Origin of the sequence: Nocardia rhamnosiphila NBRC 108938 (genome assembly GCF_000720425.1) — a bacterium.
Classification (GTDB): Bacteria; Actinomycetota; Actinomycetes; order Mycobacteriales; family Mycobacteriaceae; genus Nocardia; species Nocardia rhamnosiphila.
In genome coordinates, this window is record NZ_JOAJ01000001.1 from 1,753,629 (window position 1) to 1,774,663 (window position 21,035).

A 21,035-nucleotide genomic window follows, 5' to 3' on the forward strand; every position below is an offset into this window, starting at 1 on the left:
TGACCCGAATCGCGGTCACCGCGCATTCCAGAGCTCAGCGGAGGCACTGTCCGAGAACGAGGGCCGAAATCTCGGACATACGCAACCGCAGTGAACGAAACACTTTAGCAACACGCAGCGCCGCCGCGCCGCCGGGTCGCTGTCGTTGATCGCCACCGACGGTCGAGCTTTGCGGTCGGTGCGGAACAGCGGTCCGGATCGGCGGCCGGCCCTTTTGCCGCCAGTACACACACGCCGCATCCAGCGCGGTCAACCGGATGTTGAACGTCTTCGCCGACTTGGCGCCTCACACGAAGGTGAACCAGCCACCAGTCCGATCCGGCTCCGTACCCGGCAGCGACACATCCGTGTCCGCCCGAAATCGGTGACGAGACAATCCGGCGCTCGGCGCTCCGCCGCCGACTCCGAACGCAGTGGTTCAAGCGCAGTCGTAGTGGTGGCAACAGGGATTGCGTCGAGGCTACCCAACTCACACACGACCGGGTCGGCGTGCGGGACAGCAAGAATCCGACGGGGCCCGCGCTCGTCTTCACCCCTATCGAATGGGACGCCTTTCTGAAAGCCGCGAAGACCGGCACGTTCGGCTGACGCGCCCCCGGCCCACACACGCCTTCCACCACAGCTCTCGCTGTTCGGAAGGAAGTTACCGGTCCGCGCCGCGGTGCACTCGGGAGGAACGGACCCGCCGAGTGCACCGCCGGAAGCGGCTGTCCGTCCGCTCGCGCATTCCGTGAAAACGCGAATCCCACCCGCCCCCGATCGCTACCATCACTGAACAAATTCCGGGTTGTGTACCGAACCCTCCCGGTTGACCGGGTCGGGCACTGTTGCCCGGGAAGCGTGAGATGCAATGGGGCGTCCCTTCGGAAGAATCCGCCGGACCAGAGCACTGGTTCTGGGGGCGGTGGGTGTGGTCGCCGCGGTCATGCTGCCGGGCAGCGCGTCGGCGGATCTGCAATCCGATATCCAGAGTCGGGTACGGGAATTCCTCGATGTCGGCCGGACCTCGGTGCCTCGGGCCGAATGCGGGCCGGGGTCGATGCCCGAGCCGGGTTTCCAGGGCGATGTACCGGCGGCCGACCGCGACAGCGGCCGTAGTACGCAGGGTTACCGGTGCAATATGTCGCTGGTCGGCCAGTTCGCCGGGCGCGGCGCCGGGATCACCTCCACCAGCTTCGAGCACTGCGCCTATATGGGGACGTTCTTCCCCGGCAACCTGCTGCACCAGAACGGCGGGGTGCAGGTGCTCGATGTCTCCGATCCGGCGCATCCGCGACCGACGGCGACCCTGAACGAGCCCGCCATGGTGGCCGGCACCTGGGAGAGCCTGAAGGTCAACCGGGAGCGGAAGCTCCTGGTGGGTACCGGCGTTCCCCTACTGGTCGGCGCCGGATATCTCTCTGTCTACGATATTTCCGACTGCGCGCATCCACGATTGCTCAATCCCGGTCCCGGCACGAATCTGGGTATGCCGTTGCCGATCACCACGCACGAGGGCGGCTTCTCCCCCGACGGCCGCACCTATTGGGCCTCCGGGATCACACCCGGATTCCTCAGCGCCGTCGATCTCACCGATCCGGCGAATCCGCGGGTCGTGTGGCAGGGGCTGACCGGGCTCACCGCGCACGGGTTCGGGGTGAGCCCGGACGGTAACCGCATGTACCTCTCGGCGCTGAGCGGGATCACCGTGCTCGATATCAGCGCGGTCCAGCGGCGCGACCCGAATCCGCAGGTCCATCACCTCGGGCGGATGTTCTGGTCGGACGGATGGGCCACCCAGCACAGCATTCCGGTCACCTACGGCGGCAGACCCCATGTCTACACCGTGGACGAAGGGGGCTCCGGGGGTGTGAAACTCATCGATATCTCCGACGACGCCGATCCGCGGGTCGTGGCGAAGATCAAACTCGAGATCAATCTGCCGCAGAATCTGGACAGCAATATCGCCTCATCCATGGGCGGTTCGATCTTCGCCTACGAATCGCACTACTGCGCGGCCGACCGGCCCGTGGACCCCACCGCCCTGGCCTGCGGCTGGATCTCCTCCGGGATAAGGGTTTTCGATATCCGCGACCCGCAGGCCATCCGGGAGATCGCCTACTTCAATCCACCGGCCCGCACCGGTCGCAACCTCGAACTCGTCAATTCGCCACATGCACTGGCTTCGCTGCTGGGGATCCCCGCGATGACCGCGCCCAGCGCGGCCCGCGCGGTACTCGAGGGCCAGTTCGATCCCTCGCAGGCGCTGAGCTCGCGAACCGGGAAACTCGCCTTCGGCGACGTCTCCACCGACTGGTGCCTGTCGCCACCGGAGTGGCGCGGCAACGCGCTGTACGTCACCTGCTCGGACAACGGTTTCATGGTGCTGCACGTGGACGATTCGGTGTATTCGCCTCCCGCGGAACAGCAGTCGGTTGTGGGTTCGTGAACACGCAGTTCCGGCCATCGCGGGATTCGAGCGGTCACCAGGAGACGACGAAGCGATACCACGAACCGTCGTATTGCCGATAGGTGGTCTCACTGCCCCGGCGCTCGGGCGGAGCCCCCTGGGGTAGGTAGGCGAAACCGACCGGATCGAGGAACCCGCCACTGGTGTAGAAATGGCACCCGGAATCCGACCGGTCCACCCACTCGATCGTGTACACGCCGATCCGGCCGGGATCGGAGCGGTGCGCACACTGCGCCGCAGCCTCTTCCAGCGCAGCCTTCGACACTCGCCAACCCACCTGTTCGGCGGCGCCCGAGTACACCATGGCAATCGCCACCAGAACCAGGACCGGAACCACGGCGCTCGGCAGCCAGGCCCGGTACCTGATCAGCCCGAACACCGCGCAGATCGACCACAGTACGGCCAGGCCCAGCAGCGCCCCGAGGAGGAGCAGCAGATATCCGAAATCGCCGTCCGAGGCGACGAACCAGATCACGGCGGCACAACAGATTCCGACGAGTACCGCCAACACCACCGTGGTGGCCGTCCACCATTTCGCCGTCGGCCGCCGCAGTGTGCCGACCTCACCCCCGGAGACCATGGACATACTTTAGGTGCCCGATCGCCGCAGACCGCACAGCACCCGCGTCGACCGCCACGAAATGCGCGAAAGACATCGGCAGGTACGTTCCGGCCATGGCCGTCAGGAGGACGGCGGCGAGTTCGCGGTCGGCGTCCACAACGCGACCGATTTCCTGCACCCCGCCACCGCAGTGCGGGCGTCGGTCGCCGCCGAGCCGCTGCACCAGGGACGGACCCAGCAGCTGTGGCAGGTGATCATTGCCGACAGCGACAGCGGCAAGGCACTGGCCCGGGGTCAGGTCCCGCTCCAGAACGTCCCGCTACCGGCCTGAACCGGCGGACCGCTCCGGCAGCCCTCCCCCGAACCCCGTGTGAACGCGACGGAGCCCGGACGCACACAGCGTCCGGGCTCCGTATCGGCAATCGCTACCGGGTCACAGGGGCGGGAAACCCGCCGAGCCGGTGGACGCCCAAGTCCAGAAGTCCCCGATTCGCGTGATGATCAACGCGAAGATATCGATGACGGTACTACCCATTCGAACAATCCTCACTTCGGCTTGCAGATACGGCGGCCCAGACTAGGCCGCGCGGCCGCGGGCGACAACCGGGGTCCCACCCCGATGTGGCCACTGCGACAGGCGGCAGACTAGCGGTCCACCGGCATCCGCGGCCACTCCCGGCCGCTGACGGCGAGCGTCGCGGGATCGGTGGTGAGGGTCGTGACCTCGTCGGATTCGTACTCCTGTTTCGCCGCGGCCGTGGACCGGACCTCGAGTTCGGCCACGCCGACCAGGACGACGAGGCCCACCACCACCAGCGCGACGGTGGTGAGCAGGGGAGTGAGCAACTCCACCGGCGCGACACCCTCCGGCACCGCGGTGTGGTCACCGTGGTGCGCACTCATGGCGGCCATTCCGGTGTAGTGCATGCCACACACCGCGACACCCATGATCAGGCCCGCACCGATGGTGTTGCCCCAGCCCTTCACGTGCAGCATGAACCACAGCGCGGCGGTCGCGGCGACCACCGCGATCAGGATGGACAGCAGCACCAGTCCGGTGCTGTATTCCATCTCGGCACCGGAGTTCATCGCGGCCATGCCCAGGTAGTGCATCCCCACGACCCCGATACCGGTGATCGCTCCGCCCAGCGGCAGGGCGATCACCTCGCGATGACCGCGCACCACGATCGCCAGCCCGATCAGGACGACCACAATCGCGATACCGGCGCTGAGCAGCGTCATCGGCATGTCGTAGCGGATGGTCATACCGCCGATGGAGAAGCCGAGCATGGCGGTGAAGTGCATCACCCAGATCCCCGCGCCGCCGAGCGCGATGGCCGCCGCGATCAGCCAGCCGCCGGCCTGCTCCGACGACCGTGCGCGGACCGCGCACCGGAGACCGAGCACCGACCCGATGAACGACATGAAATAGGCGAGGACAGGTGTCACCCACCCATTGCTGAAGTGCTCGAGCTGCACGTGTAACTCCGATGTACTAGTCGATTTCCGAACCACGGCCACCTGGACAGTAGTTCGACACACCCCGAGGGGGCCTGCAGAGTAAAAATTTCACCCCACGGGGGTGTGCGTTCGCCACTTGATGTCACAACTGAGCTAACCGGCGGAGTCTCCGGATCAGCTCCGCAGGTATGCCGGAGTGGCAGGCGGCACGATGTTGTACACGAAGTTCCGCCGCAGTTCGTGATACGGCTCGCCCTCCTCGAAGAAGTTCCGGCGCATCTGCGCCAGTTCCTCGGCCCGGTACTCCGCCAGCGGTTTGGCGGCCTCGGCGGCCTCGCGGAGTTGTTTTTTGGCGGTCAGGCGGTTTTCCAGTTCGGGCGAATCGGCCAGCGCCTCCGCCTCCCGGCGTACCCAGGCGGCGAACTCGGCGGTGCCGCCGGAACCCACCCGATCCACCAGTCCGAGGTCCGCGGCCGCTTTCGCGCCCACCGGCAGGGTCTCCCGGGTGAGCCGGGCGGCCTCGGCCGCGCCGACGCGCCGCGGCAGCGAATAGGTCCAGTACTCCGAGCCGTACAAACCCATCAGGCGGTAGTGCGGATTGAGCACCGCGGCTTCGCGGGCCCATACTTCGTCGGCGGCCAGCGCCAGCATCACCCCGCCCGCGGCCGCGTTGCCGGGCAGCGTGGAGATGACGAGTTTGTCCGTAGTGGTGAGGATCGCCTCCACGAGATCGTTCATGGCGTTGATGTTGTGCCAGGACTCGCGGGCCGGGTCCGCGGCCGATTCGATGACATGCAGGTGGATGCCGTTGGAGAAGAAGTCCCGGGCCGGACCGAAGACCAGGGCCCGGGTCGGCCGCGCACAGGCCTCGCGGTAGGCGGCGAGCAACCGGCGGCACTGCGCGGTGCTCATCGCTCCACCCGCGTAGGCGAATTCGAGGTAGCCCACCGACCCTTCCTCGCGGTAGCGCACCTCCGACCAGGTGTCGCGGACAGCCGCCGCGGCCGCCGACACCGGCACCTCCGGGGTGGCGGGGGGCAGATCGGCGCCCAGCGCCGCCACCGCGGGCCGTTTGAACGTGGCCGGTCCGCCCGGTGTCCGGCGGCGCCGCAACTGCGGCAACCACACCGCGCCGTCGACGGTGGCCCGGCAGATCGCACCGTCCCGGGTGGCGATCACCGCGCCCGGCTCACCGCGCAGCCGGTCCTCGTGGTGGCCGCCGTGCACGAAATACTCACGGCCGTAGAGTTCGTCGAGTACGCCGGGCTGCGAATCGGCCGCGCGGAGTTTGCGCAGCACCTCGGCGGTGCTGTCGGTCGTCCAGTCGATCCGGCGGTACTGCTGGGAATGGTAGGGCCGCAACCGGCCCCGGACATCGGGCCGGTCGTAGTCCAGCGGCTCCGGTACGAAATCCCCGGCCCCGAAGCGTTCGACGGCCAGCAGCACCGCGGCCACGGCGGCATCCGACATCTCGTTGCGATACAGCTCGCTCTTCCCGCACGCGGGGACGGGGAAGGGCACCGAGGCCCAGATCGGCCCGGCATCCATCTCCTCGACCGCCTGGAGCACGGTGACTCCCCACTCGGAGGCGCCCTCGCTGATCGCCCAGTCGAGCGAGGAGGGACCGCGATCACCCTTGGGGCCGGGATGCACGATCAGTACGGTGTGCTCGGTCCAGATGTCCTCCGGGACAGCGGTGGTCAGCATCGGAGCCACGATGAGATCGGGCCGGAACGCCGCGACCCGGGCCCGCAGCGGATCGTCACCGAGCGCCAATTCGACCGCGACCTCGTGCCCGCGATAGCGCAGTTCGGTGTGCACACGCTGTGTGAGGCTGTTGAAAGCACTCGCGACCAGCAGGACTCGCAAAATTCTCCTCCATCGAACAGGGAACCGAATCGTTCCCCGGATACGGTCTCGACTCGACCAAGCTAGTCCTGCCCCGGGACGTCCGCAGCCCGAGCCCTCCCCGACGCCCTACTGTGCGAACCGTTTTCCGGAGGGCGGCGGCCCGCCGCGACATCTCACGGGGCGATGTGCAGCCCGAATCCGGCGGCCCCCGGCTTCTCGCGTCCCGGTTCGAGCCGGAGCGAGCGATCGTAGTCACCGCCGCCCTGGCGCCGATACCGGATCGGCTCGGCACTGTCCAGCTCCGCCAGCCGCTTGCGCAGGTCGATGGCGAGCTGTTCGAAACGTTCGTCGTCCACCCGGATCGCGCCGTGTACGACGAACGGCGGCAGCACATCCATGCCCGGGTAGTAGAGGATGCCGTGGTGGATGGGGAACAGCAGATCCGCTGTCGGGCCGTTGATTCCACGGTCGGAGTAGGCGGGTTCCCGGCCACCGACGGCCACCACCAGCATCGCCCGCCGACCGGCGAGTACGCCGTCGCCGTAGCGCGGGATGGCGGTACCACCCGCGCCGTAGGCGAAACCACAGGTGAACACTCGATCCACCCAGCCCTTGAGGATGGCGGGCATGGCGAACCACCACAGCGGGAAATGCAGCAGCACGGTATCGGCCCACAGCAGTTTCTCCTGCTCGGCCCGGATGTCCTCGCTCAGCGTGCCGTTCGCGAACGCCTCACCCGAGGCCAGCATGAAGTTCGTCTCCTCGACCACGCCGAAATCGGCGGCGTCGGCGTGCGCTTTCCAGCCCATGGCGTAGAGGTCGCTCACCCGCACCTCGTGGCCGTCGGCCCGCAACTGCTCGACGGCCACATCTTTCAGGGCTCCGGTGAGCGAATCGGGTTCCGGGTGCGCGTAGACGATCAAAACCTTCATGTCCGGGGTAACACCGCGGCCCGGCGTGGGCATTCCTGGCGGCTCGCGCACGGGCGCGCCGGGTATACGAACACACAGTCCCCGGCCGCTCGCGGAGCCGGGGACTGCGCACTGTCGTATCGGGGCCGGTTACGCCTCGTTCTTACCCGCCAGAGCCTTGGCCTCACGGCGGCGGCGGTGCAGGATCGGCTCGGTGTAGCCGTTGGGCTGCGCGGTCCCCTCGAGGATGAGATCCTTCGCCGCCTGGAACGCGACACTGCCCGCGAAATCGGGCGCCATCGGGCGGTAGCCGGAATCGCCGGCGTTCTGCCGGTCCACCACGGGTGCCATCCGCTCCAGGCTCGCCACCACCTCGTCGGTGGTGACCACACCGTGACGCAGCCAGTTGGCCATCAGCTGGCTCGAGATCCGCAGGGTGGCCCGGTCCTCCATCAGCGCGATATCGGAGATATCGGGCACCTTGGAACAACCCACGCCCTGGTCGATCCAGCGCACGACGTAGCCCAGGATGGACTGCGAGTTGTTGTCGAGTTCCTGCTGCTTGTCGGCCTCGGACCAGTTGGTGTCCGCGGCCAGTGGGATCTGCAGGATGTCGTCGACGCTCGCGCGTGCCCCGCCCTTGGCGATCTCGGCCTGCCGCTTGAACACATCCACCAGGTGGTAGTGGGTGGCGTGCAGGGTGGCCGCCGTCGGCGAGGGCACCCACGCGGTGGTGGCGCCGGCCTTGGGGTGACCGATCTTCTGCTCGAGCATGCCGGCCATCAGATCCGGCATGGCCCACATTCCCTTGCCGATCTGCGCCTTGTGCGGCAGGCCGGCCGTGATACCGGTATCGACGTTCCAGTCCTCGTAGGCCAGGATCCAGCGCTGGGTCTTCATCTCGGCCTTGCGGATCATCGGACCCGCCTCCATGGAGGTGTGGATCTCGTCGCCGGTGCGGTCCAGGAAACCGGTGTTGATGAAGACCACCCGGTCGGCGGCGGCGTTGATACACGCCTTGAGGTTCACCGTGGTGCGGCGCTCTTCGTCCATGATGCCGACCTTGAGGGTGTTGCGCGGCAGGCCGAGCACATCCTCGACGGCCGCGAACAGGTCGTTGGTGAAGGCCACCTCGTCCGGGCCGTGCATCTTCGGCTTCACGATGTAGACCGACCCCGTGCGGCTGTTGGTGAGCGCCACATCGTCGCGCAGCGAATGCTTGGCGATCAGGGAGGTGATGATGCCGTCCAGGATGCCCTCGGGCACCTCGTTGCCCTCGGCGTCCAGGATCGCGTCGCTGGTCATCAGATGGCCGACATTGCGGACGAACAGCAGCGACCGGCCGTGCACGGTCAGTTCGGACCCGTCCAGGGCGGTGTAGACCCGGTCCGGGTTCATGGTCCGGGTGAAGGTCTTGCCGTTCTTGGTGACCTTCTCGGCGAGGTCGCCCTTCATCAGGCCCAGCCAGTTGCGGTAGCAGAGGGTCTTGTCCTCGGCGTCCACCGCGGCCACGGAGTCCTCGAAGTCCATGATCGTGGTGACCGCGGATTCGATGACGACGTCCTTGATACCGGCGGTATCGGTGCTGCCGATCGGCGACTCCGGATCGATCTGGATCTCGATGTGCAGACCGTTGTTCTTCAGCAGGATCGACCGCGGCGCGGCCGGGTCGCCGAGGTAGCCGACCAGCTGACCGGCATCGGCGAGACCGATGGTGGTGCCGTCCTCCAGGCCCACCTCGAGCTCACCGTCGACGATGGCGTAGGAGGTCGAGCCGATATGCGAGCCGGTGATCAGGGTGACCGCGTCGTCGAGGAAATTGCGGGCCCATTCGATGACCTTGTCCCCGCGCACCCGGTTGTAGCCGGTGCCCTTCTCGGCGCCACCGGTCTCCGGGATGGCGTCGGTGCCGTAGAGCGCGTCGTAGAGCGATCCCCAGCGGGCGTTGGCGGCATTGATGGCGAACCGCGCGTTGCTCACCGGGACCACCAGCTGCGGACCGGCGGTGCTGCTGATCTCGTCGTCGACGCCGGCGGTGCCGATGGTGAAATCGGCGGGCTCGGGCTGCAGGTAGCCGATCTCGACCAGGAACTGCTTGTAGGCCGACTTGTCGTAGTTGGCGCCCGGGTGTTCGCTGTGCCAGGCGTCGAGCTTGCCCTGGATCTCGTCGCGTTCGGCCAGCAGGGCCCGATTGCGCGGCGCGAACTCGGTGATGATCCGCTCGGCGCCGGCCCAGAACGCGGCGGAATCGACGCCGGTACCGGGGAGCGCCTCGTTCTCTACGAAGTCGTGGAGAACGGTGGCAACCTCGAGCCCGCCGACCTTTTTCCGCTCTGTCATCTACGTGCCTCACTTCCGCGAAATACCGGGTGGAAAGTCGATGTTTATGTTACCGACCGGTAGCGGCGCTCCGATCGCCGGGTGATCACGTGGGCGGGGCGCGGATGGCCCGGTCCGGACTCTACTCCGGACCGCCGTGACCATCCGGGCTCCGCCGGGCGGCGTTCCCGGCGGCCGCGGCGGTCCACCGGCTACTCCGGCCCGCCGCGCGGCGGCGCTCCGATCCGGTGCCGGAAAAAAATGAGCCGACAACCGCTACCGCCCTGTGCCACCATGTATTCCATCCGGCCCGCCACCCCGGCGGGGCTACGACACAGAGAAGGGAGGAGTGGTCTTGTATCCAGTCGCACCGGCCGGTGACACCCGGTCGAACGCCGATTCCGCGGCACGCATCAGTGCACCGAAACGGCCGATGGGCGTCCGCGGCGAACCGTTGCGGCAGCCGGAACCCGCCGTCGGCGAGCGCGCGATCGACCGGCTCCTCCCGCAGCGGCGCTGACCGCTCGCCTTCTCCCGCATCCGTTGTAGTCCCGGCCGTCCCGGGCCGTCGAAACCTGGTGATACCCATGCCGACAACCGCTGTCGCCGAACCGGCGACGCTCACTCCGGACAACTGGATACGCACCCGCGTCCTGGTGCTCAATGCCAGCTACGAGGCGCTGGCCCGGATTCCGGCCGACCGGGCGGTGGTACTGCTGACCAGTGGAATCGCCGAATCCCTTGTGATTCGGCAACCGCATTTCCCGGTCCGGTCCCAGCACACCGAGATCATGCTGCCGGAGACGATCCGCCTGGTGCGTTACCGGTACCTGGCCCATCTCGCGGTCCGCCGGCCCGAGGGCCGCGCCACCCACGCCGCGATCCTGCGGCGTGACGGGAACCGGTGCGGATACTGCGGGGCGGGGGCGCACACCGTCGACCACATCCGGCCGCGCAGCCGGGGCGGGCCCAATACCTGGGAAAACCTCATCGCGTGCTGCGTGACCTGCAATACCGGTAAAGCCGACCGCACTCCGGAGGAGGCCGGTATGCGGCTGCTCTGGCAGCCGCGGCCGCCCGACCCGCTCGCCCGGGCGCAGCGGCGGGTCTGGCGGCAACTCGCGACGACAACCACCGCCGAGGCGATCCACGAGAGGAGGGGATCGAGATGACCGTCGAGATTCTGGCAGACCTGCTGCCCGTCTCCGACAGCCGCGGATGGCATCGGGCCGCCTGCCGTGGCGACCCGAACCACGAGGCGTGGTTTCCCTATCCGTCCCAGGACTTCGCCTATGCGCGGGAAGTGTGCGGGCGCTGCCCGATCCGGCCCGAATGCCGGAGGTTCGCCGAGCGCACCGGACAATCCGGCGTGTGGGGCGGGCAGGAATTCGACCGGGGCACGATGATCCGGGAGTAGCCGGATCGAAGCTGGTCCGGGCGCTGTGGGGCCGTGCGGCGAGCGCGGCCCCACAGTCGTGACCGTGGTGCGTCACGGGGTGGTTCAGGACCATAGACTGACTGCCCGTGGGTACCCATCGCAGCACCGGTTCTTCCCGGAGATCGAGCAAGGGACCGGTGATCGCGGCGGTTATCGTGGTGGTCCTGGTCGCACTGGTTTTCGGATGTTCTCGACTGGGCACGGATTCCGCGGACCGATCGGCGGCCGCGGGCACGTGCGTGGAAGGCGAGGCCGTCCTCGACGTGACAGCCGATCCGGAGGTCGCCGACCCGGTCCGCACCATCGCGGCACGATACAACGAGACCCGGTCGGTGGTCCGCGACCACTGTGCGAAGGTCGTCGTCACCGAACGGCCGTCCGCCGATATGGTGGCCGCCTTCACCTCGAACGCCACCTGGAATCCCGTCCTCGGTCCCCGGCCGGGGCTGTGGATACCGGTGTCCAGCCGCGATATCGAGTCCATGCGGGTACCCGGTCTCATCGAGGGCACCCCGCAGTCGATCGCGTCCAGTCCCATCGTGCTCGCCGTACCGGAGATCCTGCGGCACGCACTGGCCGCTACCCAGACCTCGTGGGCGGACCTGCCCCGGCTGCAGCAGGGTTCACTCGATCAGATCGGCCTCCCGGGCTGGGCGGGGCTGGAGCTGGCGCTGCCGCCGGGCGACAGCACGCTGGCCGTCGCCGCCGCCGTGGCGGGCGCGATCTCCGGTACCGATCCGCTCACCGAGGAGGCCGCGAAATCCGGTCAGGCCGTATCGGCGGTGTCGGGTCTGGCCGCCGCCGCACCCGAAGCCGCCGACATCTCCGCCGCGATGACCACGCTCTCGTCCGCCGCACCGGCCGAGGCCCCCGTCCACGCCGTACCCCTGACCCAGCGGCAGCTCGCGGCCAACGGCAGCGCGACCGCCTATGTCCCCGTCGGGGCGGCACCGGTGGCCGACTACCCGGCCGCGATCATGTCCGGGCCCTGGGTGGACGAAACACAGAATCTCATCGCCGGCCTGTTCGCCGATTACCTGCGTCGGCCCGAACAGCAGCGGGACCTGATCGCCGCCGGTTTCGCCGCGCCACCGGCCCAGCAGGTCGTCTCCCCGCCGCGCGCCGCGCTGGACCGGCTCCGCAAGGCGCTCACCAACCCGGTACTCGGGGTGCACGCCACCGCGCTGGTGGACGTCTCGTCCTCCATGGGCACCACCGAAGGTGATCTCACCCGCCTGGCCAACACCGTCGGCGCGCTGGCCTCCACCCTGAACGTGATGCCGCCCGATTTCGGCCTGGGTATCTGGACATTCGGCAAGAACGTCGACGGCGCCAACCCGTACCGGGTCATCGCCGGCACCGCCCGCCTCGACGACGAGCACCGCGGCACCCTGATGGGATCGCTCGGGAAGATCGAGGCGACCACCGACAGCACCGACGAATGCTATCCGGCGTTGCTGGCGGCATATCGCGGCGCGATCGAGACCTATGCCGCCGAACGCACCAACTCGATCCTGCTCGTCACCGACGGACCCGAGGACGAGTCCACGCTCAGCGGAGAAGACCTCCTGTCCGCCATCCAGGACGCGGGCGATCCCGCGACACCCGTCCGGGTGGACGTCATCGTCGTCGGGGACGGCCAGGGCACCGATACGCTGCGCACGCTGACCCAGCGCACCGGCGGCAGCTATGCCGTCCTGCCGAGCAGTAACGACCTCGCGTTCGGCACCGCCGTGGTCGGGGCGCTCACCACACCCTGACCGGCGGTCAGCCGGACCGCCCGGCGCGGGATTCCCGCCAGCGATAGCGGGTCCGGGGCCGGCCGGTGCGGCCGTATTCGGCGCGCCGGTCCAGCACGCCGTCCTCGGTGAGCCGCTCCAGATAGCGCCAGGCGGTGATCCGCGAGACTCCGATCGAGGTCGCGGCATCGGCGGCGGTGAGCCCGTCCGGCGCGGCGCGGACGGCGCGGGTGATCTCGGCGAGTGTATCCGGCGCCACGCCTTTCGGTGTGCCGGTCTGCCGCGCGGGAGTGCGCAGCACCGCCAGGGCCTGGTCGATATCGTCCTGGGTGGCGGCGGCTTCGCCGGTGGGCAACGCACCGTGGAACTCGCGGTACCGTTCCAGTTTGTCCCGGAACGCCGCGAAGGTGAATGGTTTCAGCAGGTAGAGCACCACGCCGTGGGCCACGGCGGCGCGGACCATGGCCAGATCCCGGGCCGAGGTGATCGCGATGACGTCCGGTCGCGGCCGCTGCCCGACGAGAGTCGCCGCCACCTCGAGGCCGCTCATATCGGGCAGACCGATATCCAGCAACACCAGATCGATGGGCGTACCGGCGGCGGCCGCGGCCGCGACGGACCGCAGCGCCTCCCGACCGGTGCGGGCGTGCCCCACCGCGCAAAATCCGGCGAGGCGGCCGAGGTAGGCCGCGTGGGCATCGGCGATCAGCGGTTCGTCCTCGACGATGAGCACCCGGATCATGCGCGCTCCTCCCGTGGAATGTGCACCGTGACCGCACTCTCCGGAGCGGTCTCGGTGCCGACGGTGCCACCGTGGCGGGTGACCAGCCCGAGCACCAGCGCCAGGCCCAGACCGTGGTGCCGGGCCTTGGTGGAGTATCCGCGTTGCGCGGCCCGGGTGAAACTCTCCGGCGGAATGCCGGGGCCGCTGTCGGCCACGCGGACCGTGAGCGCCGTCGCGTCCGCGCGGGCGGTCACCTCGACCCAGGCGTCGGGGCTGCCGGCCGCGGCGTCGATCGCATTGTCGATCAGATTCCCTATCAGGGTCACCGCCTCCCGGGTGGACAGCGGCGCCGCCGAATCCATCGCGGTATCCGCGGTCACGGTCAGTTCGACATCGCGCTCGGCCGCCTGGTTCACCTTGCCCAGTAGCAGGGCCGCGAGCACCGGATCGCCCACCTCGGCCAGCAGCCGATCGATCAGCGCCTGGGACAACTCCAGTTCCGCGGTCGCGAATTCCACCGCTTCGCCGTAGCGACCCAACTCCACCATGGTGACGACAGTGTGCAGCCGATTGGCCGATTCGTGTGCCTGGGCCCGCAACGATTCGGCGAAACCCCGGACGGTATCGAGTTCGCCCAGGACCGTGCGCAATTCGGTGTGGTCACGGATGGTGGTCACGGTGCCCTGCGCGCGGCGGCCCAGGTCGACGACATCCTGGTTGACCAGCAGCACCCGGTCGGCGGTCACATGCGTTTCGTCACGGACGGTCCGCCGGTGCAGGTCCCGCAATGAGATGGGCAGATCGGCGCGGGTCACCGGCCCCTCGGGCAGTTCGAGCAACCGGCGGGCCTCGTCGTTGACCACCTCCGCTCGCTCACCGGTGGGCCCGAAGACCAGTAACCCCTCGTGGACCGCATGCAGTACCGCGTCGTGGTGTTCGTACATCGCCCACAGCTGCGCGGGCGCCAGGCCCCGGGTCTGCCTGCGCAAGCGGCGGTTCAGCAACAGCGACCCGGCGGCGGCGACGAAAAGGCCCACGGCCGTGACACCCAGGATGACGGGCAACTGCGCGGTGAAGCGTTCCCCGATCACCGCCCGGGTCACCCCCGCGGAGACCAGCGCGATCACGCGCCCCTCGGCATAGACCGGGGTCACCGCGCGAATGGAGGGGCCCAGGCTCCCGGTATAGATCTCGGTGAAAGTGGCACCGGCCAGCGCGCGGTCGATATTCCCGCTGAACGGTTGACCGATGCGCGCCGGGTCGGTGTGGGTGAACCGGGTGCGGTCGGGTGCCATCACCACGATGAAATCCACCCCGGTCGCCTGCCGGATCTGTTCGGTCACCGGTTGCAGCAGGGCGGTCGGGTCCGGGGACCGCACTGCGGCCGCGGTGGACGGCGCCGCCGCGACGCTCACCGCGATATCGGTGACCTCGCGAGTTACGGTCCGATCGCCCTCACGCCGGGCGTCCAGCACCGCGTACCCGGCCCAGAGCGCCGTGACCAGCGCCAACAGCACCAGTTGCAGGACGAAGACCTGTCCCGCCAGGGACCATCGACCGGTTCGCACGAGCTCCTCCGCTGAACGAAATGCACAAAAGCGTGACGGATGTCACGTATCGGTCCACCATTGCACAGGGCGTGGTGGCCGGGTTCACCCCGCCCGCGCACTACGACTCGGGAGGAGACCAGGTCATGGAGGACCGGACTCGAACACGGCGGGATCGCACCCACTGGCTCTATCTGGCGGTGATCGTCGCCGTTCTGGCGGGCATACTGGTCGGCTGGCTCGCGCCGGAAGCCGGCCGCGCGCTGGCACCGCTGGGCACCATGTTCGTCGACCTGATCAAGATGATGATCGCGCCGGTCATCTTCTGCACCATCGTCCTGGGTATCGGTTCGGTGCGCGCGGCGGCCACCGTCGGCAAGGTCGGCGGCCTGGCCCTCGGGTACTTCCTGGCCATGTCCACCGTGGCCCTGGGTATCGGGCTGCTGGTCGGCAATCTGCTCGATCCGGGCACCGGGTTGAACATCACCGAGTCGGCGGGCCAGGGCGCCAAGTACGCCGAAGAGGCGCACGGAGCCGGCGGCACCGTGGAATTCCTGCACAGCATCGTTCCTACGACCCTGGTCTCCTCGCTGACCGCGGGCAGTGTGCTGCAGGCGTTGTTCGTCGCGCTGCTGGTCGGGTTCGCGGTGCAGGCCATGGGTTCGGCCGGTGAACCGATCCTGCGCGGCGTCACGCTGATCCAGAAGCTGGTCTTCCGAATCCTGTCGATGATCCTCTGGCTGGCCCCGATCGGCGCGTTCGGCGCGATCGCCAATGTGGTGGGCCGGACGGGTTTGGAAGCCGTGGTCCAGCTGGCCACCCTGATGATCGCGTTCTACCTGACCTGCCTGCTGTTCGTCTTCGGGGTCCTCGGTGTCCTGCTGCGGCTGGTGGCCCGGGTGTCGATCTTCAAACTGTGCCGTTACCTCGCCCGCGAATACCTGCTCATCGTGGCCACCTCCTCCTCGGAATCGGCGCTGCCACGGCTGATCGCGAAAATGGAACATATGGGGGTGCAGCGCACCACCGTGGGCGTGGTCGTACCGACCGGCTATTCGTTCAACCTGGACGGCACCGCCATCTATCTGACCATGGCCTCGATCTTCATCGCCGACGCGATGGGACAGCCGTTGAACCTGGGCGAACAGCTCGGCCTGCTGGTGTTCATGATCGTGGCGTCCAAGGGTGCGGCCGGTGTCACCGGCGCCGGCCTGGCCACTCTGGCCGGCGGGCTCCAGAGCCATCGGCCCGAACTCCTCGACGGTGTCGGATTGATCGTCGGCATCGACCGCTTCATGTCCGAGGCCCGCGCGCTCACCAATTTCTCCGGCAACGCGGTCGCCACGCTACTGGTCGGCACCTGGACGAAGACCGTGGACTTCGGTCAGGTGCGCGACGTCCTGGACCGGAAACTGCCGTTCGACGAGGAAACCATGGTCGACGATCACCCATCGCGTCCCGCCGAAGAGAACGGCGCGAAGGTCCTCGTTCCGGCCTGACGCAGCTCCCGGACCGTCGCGTCCCGGTCGAGGTGTCGTTCCGCGGAACGGCACCCGCCGGGGCGCAGTCCGTACGCGTCAGTCCGCGTAGGCCTCCGGCGGCGGACAGGTGCAGACCAGATTGCGGTCACCGAACGCGCCGTCGATCCGGCGGACGGCCGGCCACACCTTGGGCCGGTCGTGGGTGAGACCCAGCGGGTATACCGCGACTTCCCGGCTGTACGGGTGGTCCCATTCCCGGACCAGGCTCGCCGCGGTGTGCGGGGCATTGCGCAGCGGGTTGTCCTCGGCCGGCCACTCCCCCGTGCCCACCCGATCGATCTCGCGCCGGATGGCGATCATGGCCTCGGCGAACGCGTCGAGCTCGGCCAGGTTCTCGCTCTCGGTCGGTTCCACCATCAGGGTGCCCGCCACCGGGAAACTCATGGTCGGCGCGTGGAACCCGTAGTCGGCGAGCCGTTTGGCCACATCGTCGACGGTGACACCGGTGCGCTTGGTGATCTCGCGCAGATCCAGGATGCATTCGTGGGCGACCATATCGTTGTCGCCGGTGTAGAGGACGGGGTAGTACTCACCCAGGCGGCGCGCCAGATAGTTGGCCGACGCGATCGCGGTGAGGGAGGCCCGGCGCAGTCCGTCGGCTCCCATCATCCGGATGTAGGCCCAGGTGATCGGCAGGATCGACGCCGACCCGTACTCCGCCGCCGACACCGCGTGCGACCCGGTGACCAGCGGATCGCCGGGCAGGTAGGGCGTCAGATGGGAGCGGACCGCGACCGGACCGACCCCCGGACCCCCGCCACCGTGCGGGATACAGAACGTCTTGTGCAGATTCAGATGGCTGACGTCGCCACCGAACCGGCCCGGCCGGGCCAGGCCGACCAGTGCGTTCAGATTCGCGCCGTCGACATAGACCTGACCGCCGGCATCGTGCACCAGCGCACACAGTTCGGCGACCTCGTTCTCGTACACGCCGTGCGTGGACGGGTAGGTGATCATGATGCAGGCCAGGCGTTCGGCGTGGTCGGCGATCTTGGCCCGCAGATCGTCGAGGTCCACATCGCCGTTGGCCCGGCACTTCACCACCTCGACCCGCAGGCCCGCCATCGCGGCGGACGCGGCATTGGTGCCGTGTGCGCTGGACGGGATGAGGCAGGTATCGCGGCGGGTATCGCCCCGGTCCAGGTGATAGCGGCGGATGGCCAGCAGTCCCGCGTATTCGCCCTGGCTACCGGCGTTAGGTTGCAGACTCACCGCGTCGTACCCGGTGATCTCGGCCAGCCAGCGCTCCAGATCGTGGATCACCCGCCGCAGACCCGGCGTATCGGTGGCCGGGGCGTAGGGATGCAACCGCGCGAAGCCGGGCCAGGTGATCGGTTCCATTTCGGCGGTGGCGTTGAGTTTCATGGTGCACGAGCCGAGCGGGATCATGCTGCGATCCAGGGCGATGTCCTTGTCCGACAGCGCGCGCAGATACCGCAGCATCGCCGTTTCGGTCTGATACCGGGTGAACGCCGGATGGGTCAGGAACTCCGAGGCCCGGTCTTCGATCGCGGCGGTGGCCGGGTCGGCGGGGGCGATACCGAACGCGTCCAGCACGATCGCGAGGTGGTCGGCGGTGGTGGCCTCGTCGCAGGCCACGGTCACATGGTCGTCGTCCACCAGGCGCAGATTCACCCCGCGGGCGGCAGCCTTGGCGACCACTGTCTCCGCCTGGCCCGGCACCCGGGCCAGCACGGTATCGAAATAGCGGTCGTGCACCAGGGCCGTACCGAGCGACGCGGCCAGCCGCGTGGCGTGCCCGTGGACCCGGCGGGCGATGGCCCGCAACCCGTCCGCGCCGTGGTAGCAGGCGTACATACCGGCCACAATGGCCAGCAGTACTTGGGCAGTACAGATATTGGAAGTGGCCTTCTCCCGGCGAATATGCTGTTCGCGGGTCTGCAGGGCGAGCCGGTAGGCGGGGGCGCCGTCCGCGTCCTTGGATACTCCGACCAGCCGGCCCGGCAGCTGGCGTGCGTAGTCGGCGCGCACCGCCAGGTACCCGGCGTGCGGGCCGCCGAACCCCATCGGCACTCCGAAACGCTGGGTCGTCCCGAAACATACGTCCGCGCCCTGCTCACCCGGTGGCGTGATCAGGGTGAGCGCGAGCAGGTCCGCACCGGCGGCGACCAGCGCGCCGCGGTCGTGGGCGGCGGCGATCGTCGCCGACCAGTCCACGATCCGGCCCGAGGCGCCCGGCACCTGCAGGATCACACCGAAGAACTCCCCGTCGGGCAGACCGTCCGCGGCCAGGTCGGCCTCCACGATCTCGATGCCCAGCGGTTCGGCCCGGGTGGCCAGCACCGTACGGGTCTGCGGGAACAGGTCGCGGTCGATCACCAGCCGGGCGGGAGCCCGGCGATTGACCCGGCGCAGCAGTGTCATCGCCTCCGCGGCCGCGGTGGCCTCGTCGAGCATGGACGCATTGGCGACATCGGTGCCGGTCAGATCGGTCACCATGGTCTGGAAATTGAGCAGCGCCTCCAGCCGGCCCTGGCTGATCTCCGGTTGATAGGGCGTGTAGGCGGTGTACCAGGCCGGATTCTCCAGCAGATTGCGCACCAGCACCGGCGGGGTCAGAGTGTCGTAGTAGCCCAGGCCGATCATGGAGGTGGCGACATGGTCGGATTCGGCGAGCGCCGCGAGCTCGGCGAGCACCTCGTGTTCGGTGCCCGGCGCGGGCAGCCCGGCCAGCGGATCATCATCGCGGATCCCGGCGGGCAGCGCGGCGGCCGCCAGCTCGTCGGCCGACCCGACGCCGATCGCGCCGAGAATCCGCGCGAACTCGTGGTCATCCGGTCCGATATGACGATCTGCGAAGGTCTGGGTCACCGCGGCTCCCTGGGTGGGGCGGCCGACCGGCACGGTCGGCTCGGGGCCCTCCCCCTCTGTCGCGGCGCCTGAGAGCTTCGGCGGCCGGATCTCGCTCCGGTCCACCTTTCACCTTGGGCGGGTGGCCCGCAGCCACCACTTTCCAGAGGCGCCGGTTCCCGCACGGTCCTGGGGCCTGAGAGATTGACGGGGAGGTGCTGCTCCTTCGGCGCCCGGATCCGGCGAGGATCCGGGACTCTCCCGCACGGCTACGGCGCCCGCCAAGTCTAGCCCGGTGAGCAGCGAAGCCCGGGAGCCACCCGCCGGTATGTGTCATTCCCCTCATCCGGCCGGCCTGTGGTCGCCGGCGAGCGATCAGCCGGTTTTTCGGGTCAGGCGCGCCTTGCGGCGAAAGGACAATTCGTCCTCGGGACGTTCGCTGGTCTCCGAGGCGCGCTCGGCGGGGAATGCGGCGATGGCGCCGGTGAGCTCCCGCATGGCACTGTTCACCGCGATGCCGAATACCCCTTGGCCGCCCTGCAGTAAATCGACGACTTCTTCCGGTGAGGTGCACTCGTATACCGACGTCCCGTCGGAGAACAGAGTGATATTCGCCAGATCCTCTACTCCGCGACTACGCAGATGGTCTACGGCGATACGGATGTTCTGCAGCGAAATACCGGCATCGAGAAGCCGCTTGACGATTTTCAGGACCAGGATGTCCTTGAACGAATACAGTCGCTGGCTGCCCGAGCCCGCGGCCCCGCGAATGGAGGGCGCCACCAGGCCGGTCCGTGCCCAGTAGTCCAGTTGCCGGTAACTGATACCGGCGACCTGACAGGCCGTCGGCACCCGGTATCCGACCAGATCGTCGGGGACCGAATCGTCGGGGAACAATCCGGGTTGTATTTCGTAGCGCCGAGGCGGGCCCACTTCCGATCGCATATCCCGCATATTCTCTGCCACTGAACTACTCCCTTGCTCCGCCGATCAGTGCCCATAGCCGACGGCCCGGCGTCGACTATGAGGCTACTCTTCCCATTCTCTCGGCCGCAGCAGTGCCGAACCAAACGCGACGCGCGGTAACAGTCTCGACCTGTAGTTGAGGTCTAGAAAATAGTGGGGGTGCTCAACTGTCGGTCGCTTTGAAATCGTCCGGCGAGACCGACTCGAGGAACTCCTTGAACTTTTCGACCTCGTCCTCGCGTTCGTCGGGCATCACCAGACCGGCTTCCTCGAGCACCGATTCCGCCGCGTAGATCGGGCAGCCGACGCGCAGGGCGATCGCCACCGAATCCGACGGCCGCGCCGAGATCCGCACTTCGTTCTCGAAGACGAGATCGGCGTAGAACGTGCCTTCTTTCAGGTCCACGATATGAACCTCCTCGAGGGTATGCCCGAGATCCGCGATCAAAACCTTGATCAGATCGTGGGTGAGCGGCCGGATCGGTGTGACGCCCTCCTGTTCGAGCACAATGGCCGTGGCCTCCGCCTGTCCTATCCAGATCGGCAGATACCGCTCCCCCTCCGCCTCCCGCAGCAGCAGGACGGGCTGGTTCTGTGGCTGCTCGACCCGGATGCCGATCACGCGCATTTCGCTCATCGCACTGCCTCCCATACTCCCCGGCTGCCCGCCCTCGCCGATGCAGGGCTCGCCGTACCACGAGTCTAGGCGAATTCGG

17 protein-coding genes, 1 pseudogene and 2 riboswitches are annotated in these 21,035 nt (G+C 68.2%); of the genes and pseudogenes, 8 read left to right on the plus strand and 10 right to left on the minus strand.

Features of this window, described 5'->3' with window-relative positions:
* The first annotated feature begins 375 nt into the window (after window positions 1-375).
* Together IG75_RS0108045 and IG75_RS0108050 are read left to right on the plus strand one after the other, a co-directional pair.
* Entirely contained in the window at window positions 376-588 is a 213-nt protein-coding gene (locus IG75_RS0108045; RefSeq protein ID WP_030520535.1) for a DUF397 domain-containing protein, read from the plus strand.
* Window positions 589-850: 262 nt separating this feature from the next.
* Window positions 851-2,428, plus strand: coding sequence for an LVIVD repeat-containing protein (locus IG75_RS0108050; RefSeq protein ID WP_030520536.1), 1,578 nt, complete (start codon window positions 851-853; stop codon window positions 2,426-2,428).
* Between the two features lie 34 nt (window positions 2,429-2,462).
* Here IG75_RS0108050 and IG75_RS37235 read toward each other — a convergent pair whose 3' ends face one another.
* Window positions 2,463-3,029, minus strand: a complete 567-nt coding sequence (locus tag IG75_RS37235; RefSeq protein WP_051714327.1) for a hypothetical protein — start codon at window positions 3,027-3,029, stop codon at window positions 2,463-2,465.
* 109 nt (window positions 3,030-3,138) lie between these two features.
* On the opposite strand from IG75_RS37235, the pseudogene IG75_RS0108060 reads away from it, so the two are divergent.
* Window positions 3,139-3,342, plus strand: a pseudogene (locus IG75_RS0108060) (hotdog domain-containing protein); the annotation flags it as partial.
* A gap of 314 nt (window positions 3,343-3,656) precedes the next feature.
* On the opposite strand, the gene IG75_RS0108070 reads toward IG75_RS0108060, so the two are convergent.
* The 4 genes from IG75_RS0108070 to IG75_RS0108085 form a co-directional block, all read right to left on the minus strand.
* Window positions 3,657-4,490 (minus strand): MHYT domain-containing protein, encoded by an 834-nt coding sequence (locus IG75_RS0108070; RefSeq protein WP_030520539.1) that lies wholly within the window; start codon window positions 4,488-4,490, stop codon window positions 3,657-3,659.
* 156 nt (window positions 4,491-4,646) lie between these two features.
* The gene (locus IG75_RS0108075) at window positions 4,647-6,341 is read right to left on the minus strand and encodes a hydrogenase maturation protein (protein ID WP_030520540.1); all 1,695 of its coding nucleotides are present in this window, start codon (window positions 6,339-6,341) and stop codon (window positions 4,647-4,649) included.
* A gap of 155 nt (window positions 6,342-6,496) precedes the next feature.
* Window positions 6,497-7,255 (minus strand): NAD(P)H-dependent oxidoreductase, encoded by a 759-nt coding sequence (locus tag IG75_RS0108080; RefSeq protein WP_030520541.1) that lies wholly within the window; start codon window positions 7,253-7,255, stop codon window positions 6,497-6,499.
* Between the two features lie 129 nt (window positions 7,256-7,384).
* Complete coding sequence (locus tag IG75_RS0108085; RefSeq protein ID WP_030520542.1) at window positions 7,385-9,574, minus strand: malate synthase G; 2,190 nt, start codon at window positions 9,572-9,574, stop codon at window positions 7,385-7,387.
* 334 nt (window positions 9,575-9,908) lie between these two features.
* Between IG75_RS0108085 and IG75_RS38995 the strand changes: the two genes are divergently transcribed.
* The 4 genes from IG75_RS38995 (at window position 9,909) to IG75_RS0108105 (ending at window position 12,751) form a co-directional block, all read left to right on the plus strand.
* Window positions 9,909-10,073, plus strand: coding sequence for a hypothetical protein (locus tag IG75_RS38995; protein WP_156058709.1), 165 nt, complete (start codon window positions 9,909-9,911; stop codon window positions 10,071-10,073).
* 67 nt (window positions 10,074-10,140) lie between these two features.
* Window positions 10,141-10,725: an HNH endonuclease gene (locus IG75_RS0108095; RefSeq protein WP_036512293.1), complete on the plus strand. Its 585-nt coding sequence runs from the start codon at window positions 10,141-10,143 to the stop codon at window positions 10,723-10,725.
* Window positions 10,722-10,970, plus strand: a complete 249-nt coding sequence (locus IG75_RS0108100) for a WhiB family transcriptional regulator (RefSeq protein ID WP_030520544.1) — start codon at window positions 10,722-10,724, stop codon at window positions 10,968-10,970. Before IG75_RS0108095 ends, IG75_RS0108100 begins: the two co-directional genes overlap by 4 nt.
* 158 nt (window positions 10,971-11,128) lie before the next feature.
* Window positions 11,129-12,751 (plus strand): VWA domain-containing protein, encoded by a 1,623-nt coding sequence (locus IG75_RS0108105; RefSeq protein WP_245713050.1) that lies wholly within the window; start codon window positions 11,129-11,131, stop codon window positions 12,749-12,751.
* Window positions 12,752-12,758: 7 nt separating this feature from the next.
* Here the strand turns inward: IG75_RS0108105 and IG75_RS0108110 are convergent, their stop codons facing one another.
* Together IG75_RS0108110 and IG75_RS0108115 are read right to left on the minus strand one after the other, a co-directional pair.
* Window positions 12,759-13,472 (minus strand): response regulator, encoded by a 714-nt coding sequence (locus IG75_RS0108110; protein ID WP_030520546.1) that lies wholly within the window; start codon window positions 13,470-13,472, stop codon window positions 12,759-12,761.
* On the minus strand, window positions 13,469-15,022 hold the full coding sequence (locus IG75_RS0108115) for a sensor histidine kinase (RefSeq protein ID WP_030520547.1): 1,554 nt from the start codon (window positions 15,020-15,022) through the stop codon (window positions 13,469-13,471). Before IG75_RS0108115 ends, IG75_RS0108110 begins: the two co-directional genes overlap by 4 nt.
* Before the next feature lie 125 nt (window positions 15,023-15,147).
* Between IG75_RS0108115 and IG75_RS0108120 the strand changes: the two genes are divergently transcribed.
* Window positions 15,148-16,500: a cation:dicarboxylate symporter family transporter gene (locus IG75_RS0108120; RefSeq protein WP_036513016.1), complete on the plus strand. Its 1,353-nt coding sequence runs from the start codon at window positions 15,148-15,150 to the stop codon at window positions 16,498-16,500.
* A 78-nt stretch (window positions 16,501-16,578) separates the two neighbouring features.
* Here the strand turns inward: IG75_RS0108120 and gcvP are convergent, their stop codons facing one another.
* The 3 genes from gcvP to IG75_RS0108135 form a co-directional block, all read right to left on the minus strand.
* Window positions 16,579-19,374, minus strand: coding sequence for an aminomethyl-transferring glycine dehydrogenase (gene gcvP / locus IG75_RS0108125; protein WP_030520549.1), 2,796 nt, complete (start codon window positions 19,372-19,374; stop codon window positions 16,579-16,581).
* Window positions 19,375-19,420: 46 nt separating this feature from the next.
* Window positions 19,421-19,526, minus strand: a riboswitch (glycine riboswitch).
* A gap of 1 nt (window position 19,527) precedes the next feature.
* A riboswitch (glycine riboswitch) is annotated at window positions 19,528-19,627 on the minus strand.
* Window positions 19,628-19,728: 101 nt separating this feature from the next.
* Window positions 19,729-20,307, minus strand: coding sequence for a MerR family transcriptional regulator (locus IG75_RS0108130; protein ID WP_051714328.1), 579 nt, complete (start codon window positions 20,305-20,307; stop codon window positions 19,729-19,731).
* A gap of 175 nt (window positions 20,308-20,482) precedes the next feature.
* Window positions 20,483-20,956, minus strand: coding sequence for a bifunctional nuclease family protein (locus tag IG75_RS0108135; protein ID WP_030520551.1), 474 nt, complete (start codon window positions 20,954-20,956; stop codon window positions 20,483-20,485).
* Window positions 20,957-21,035: the final 79 nt, after the last annotated feature.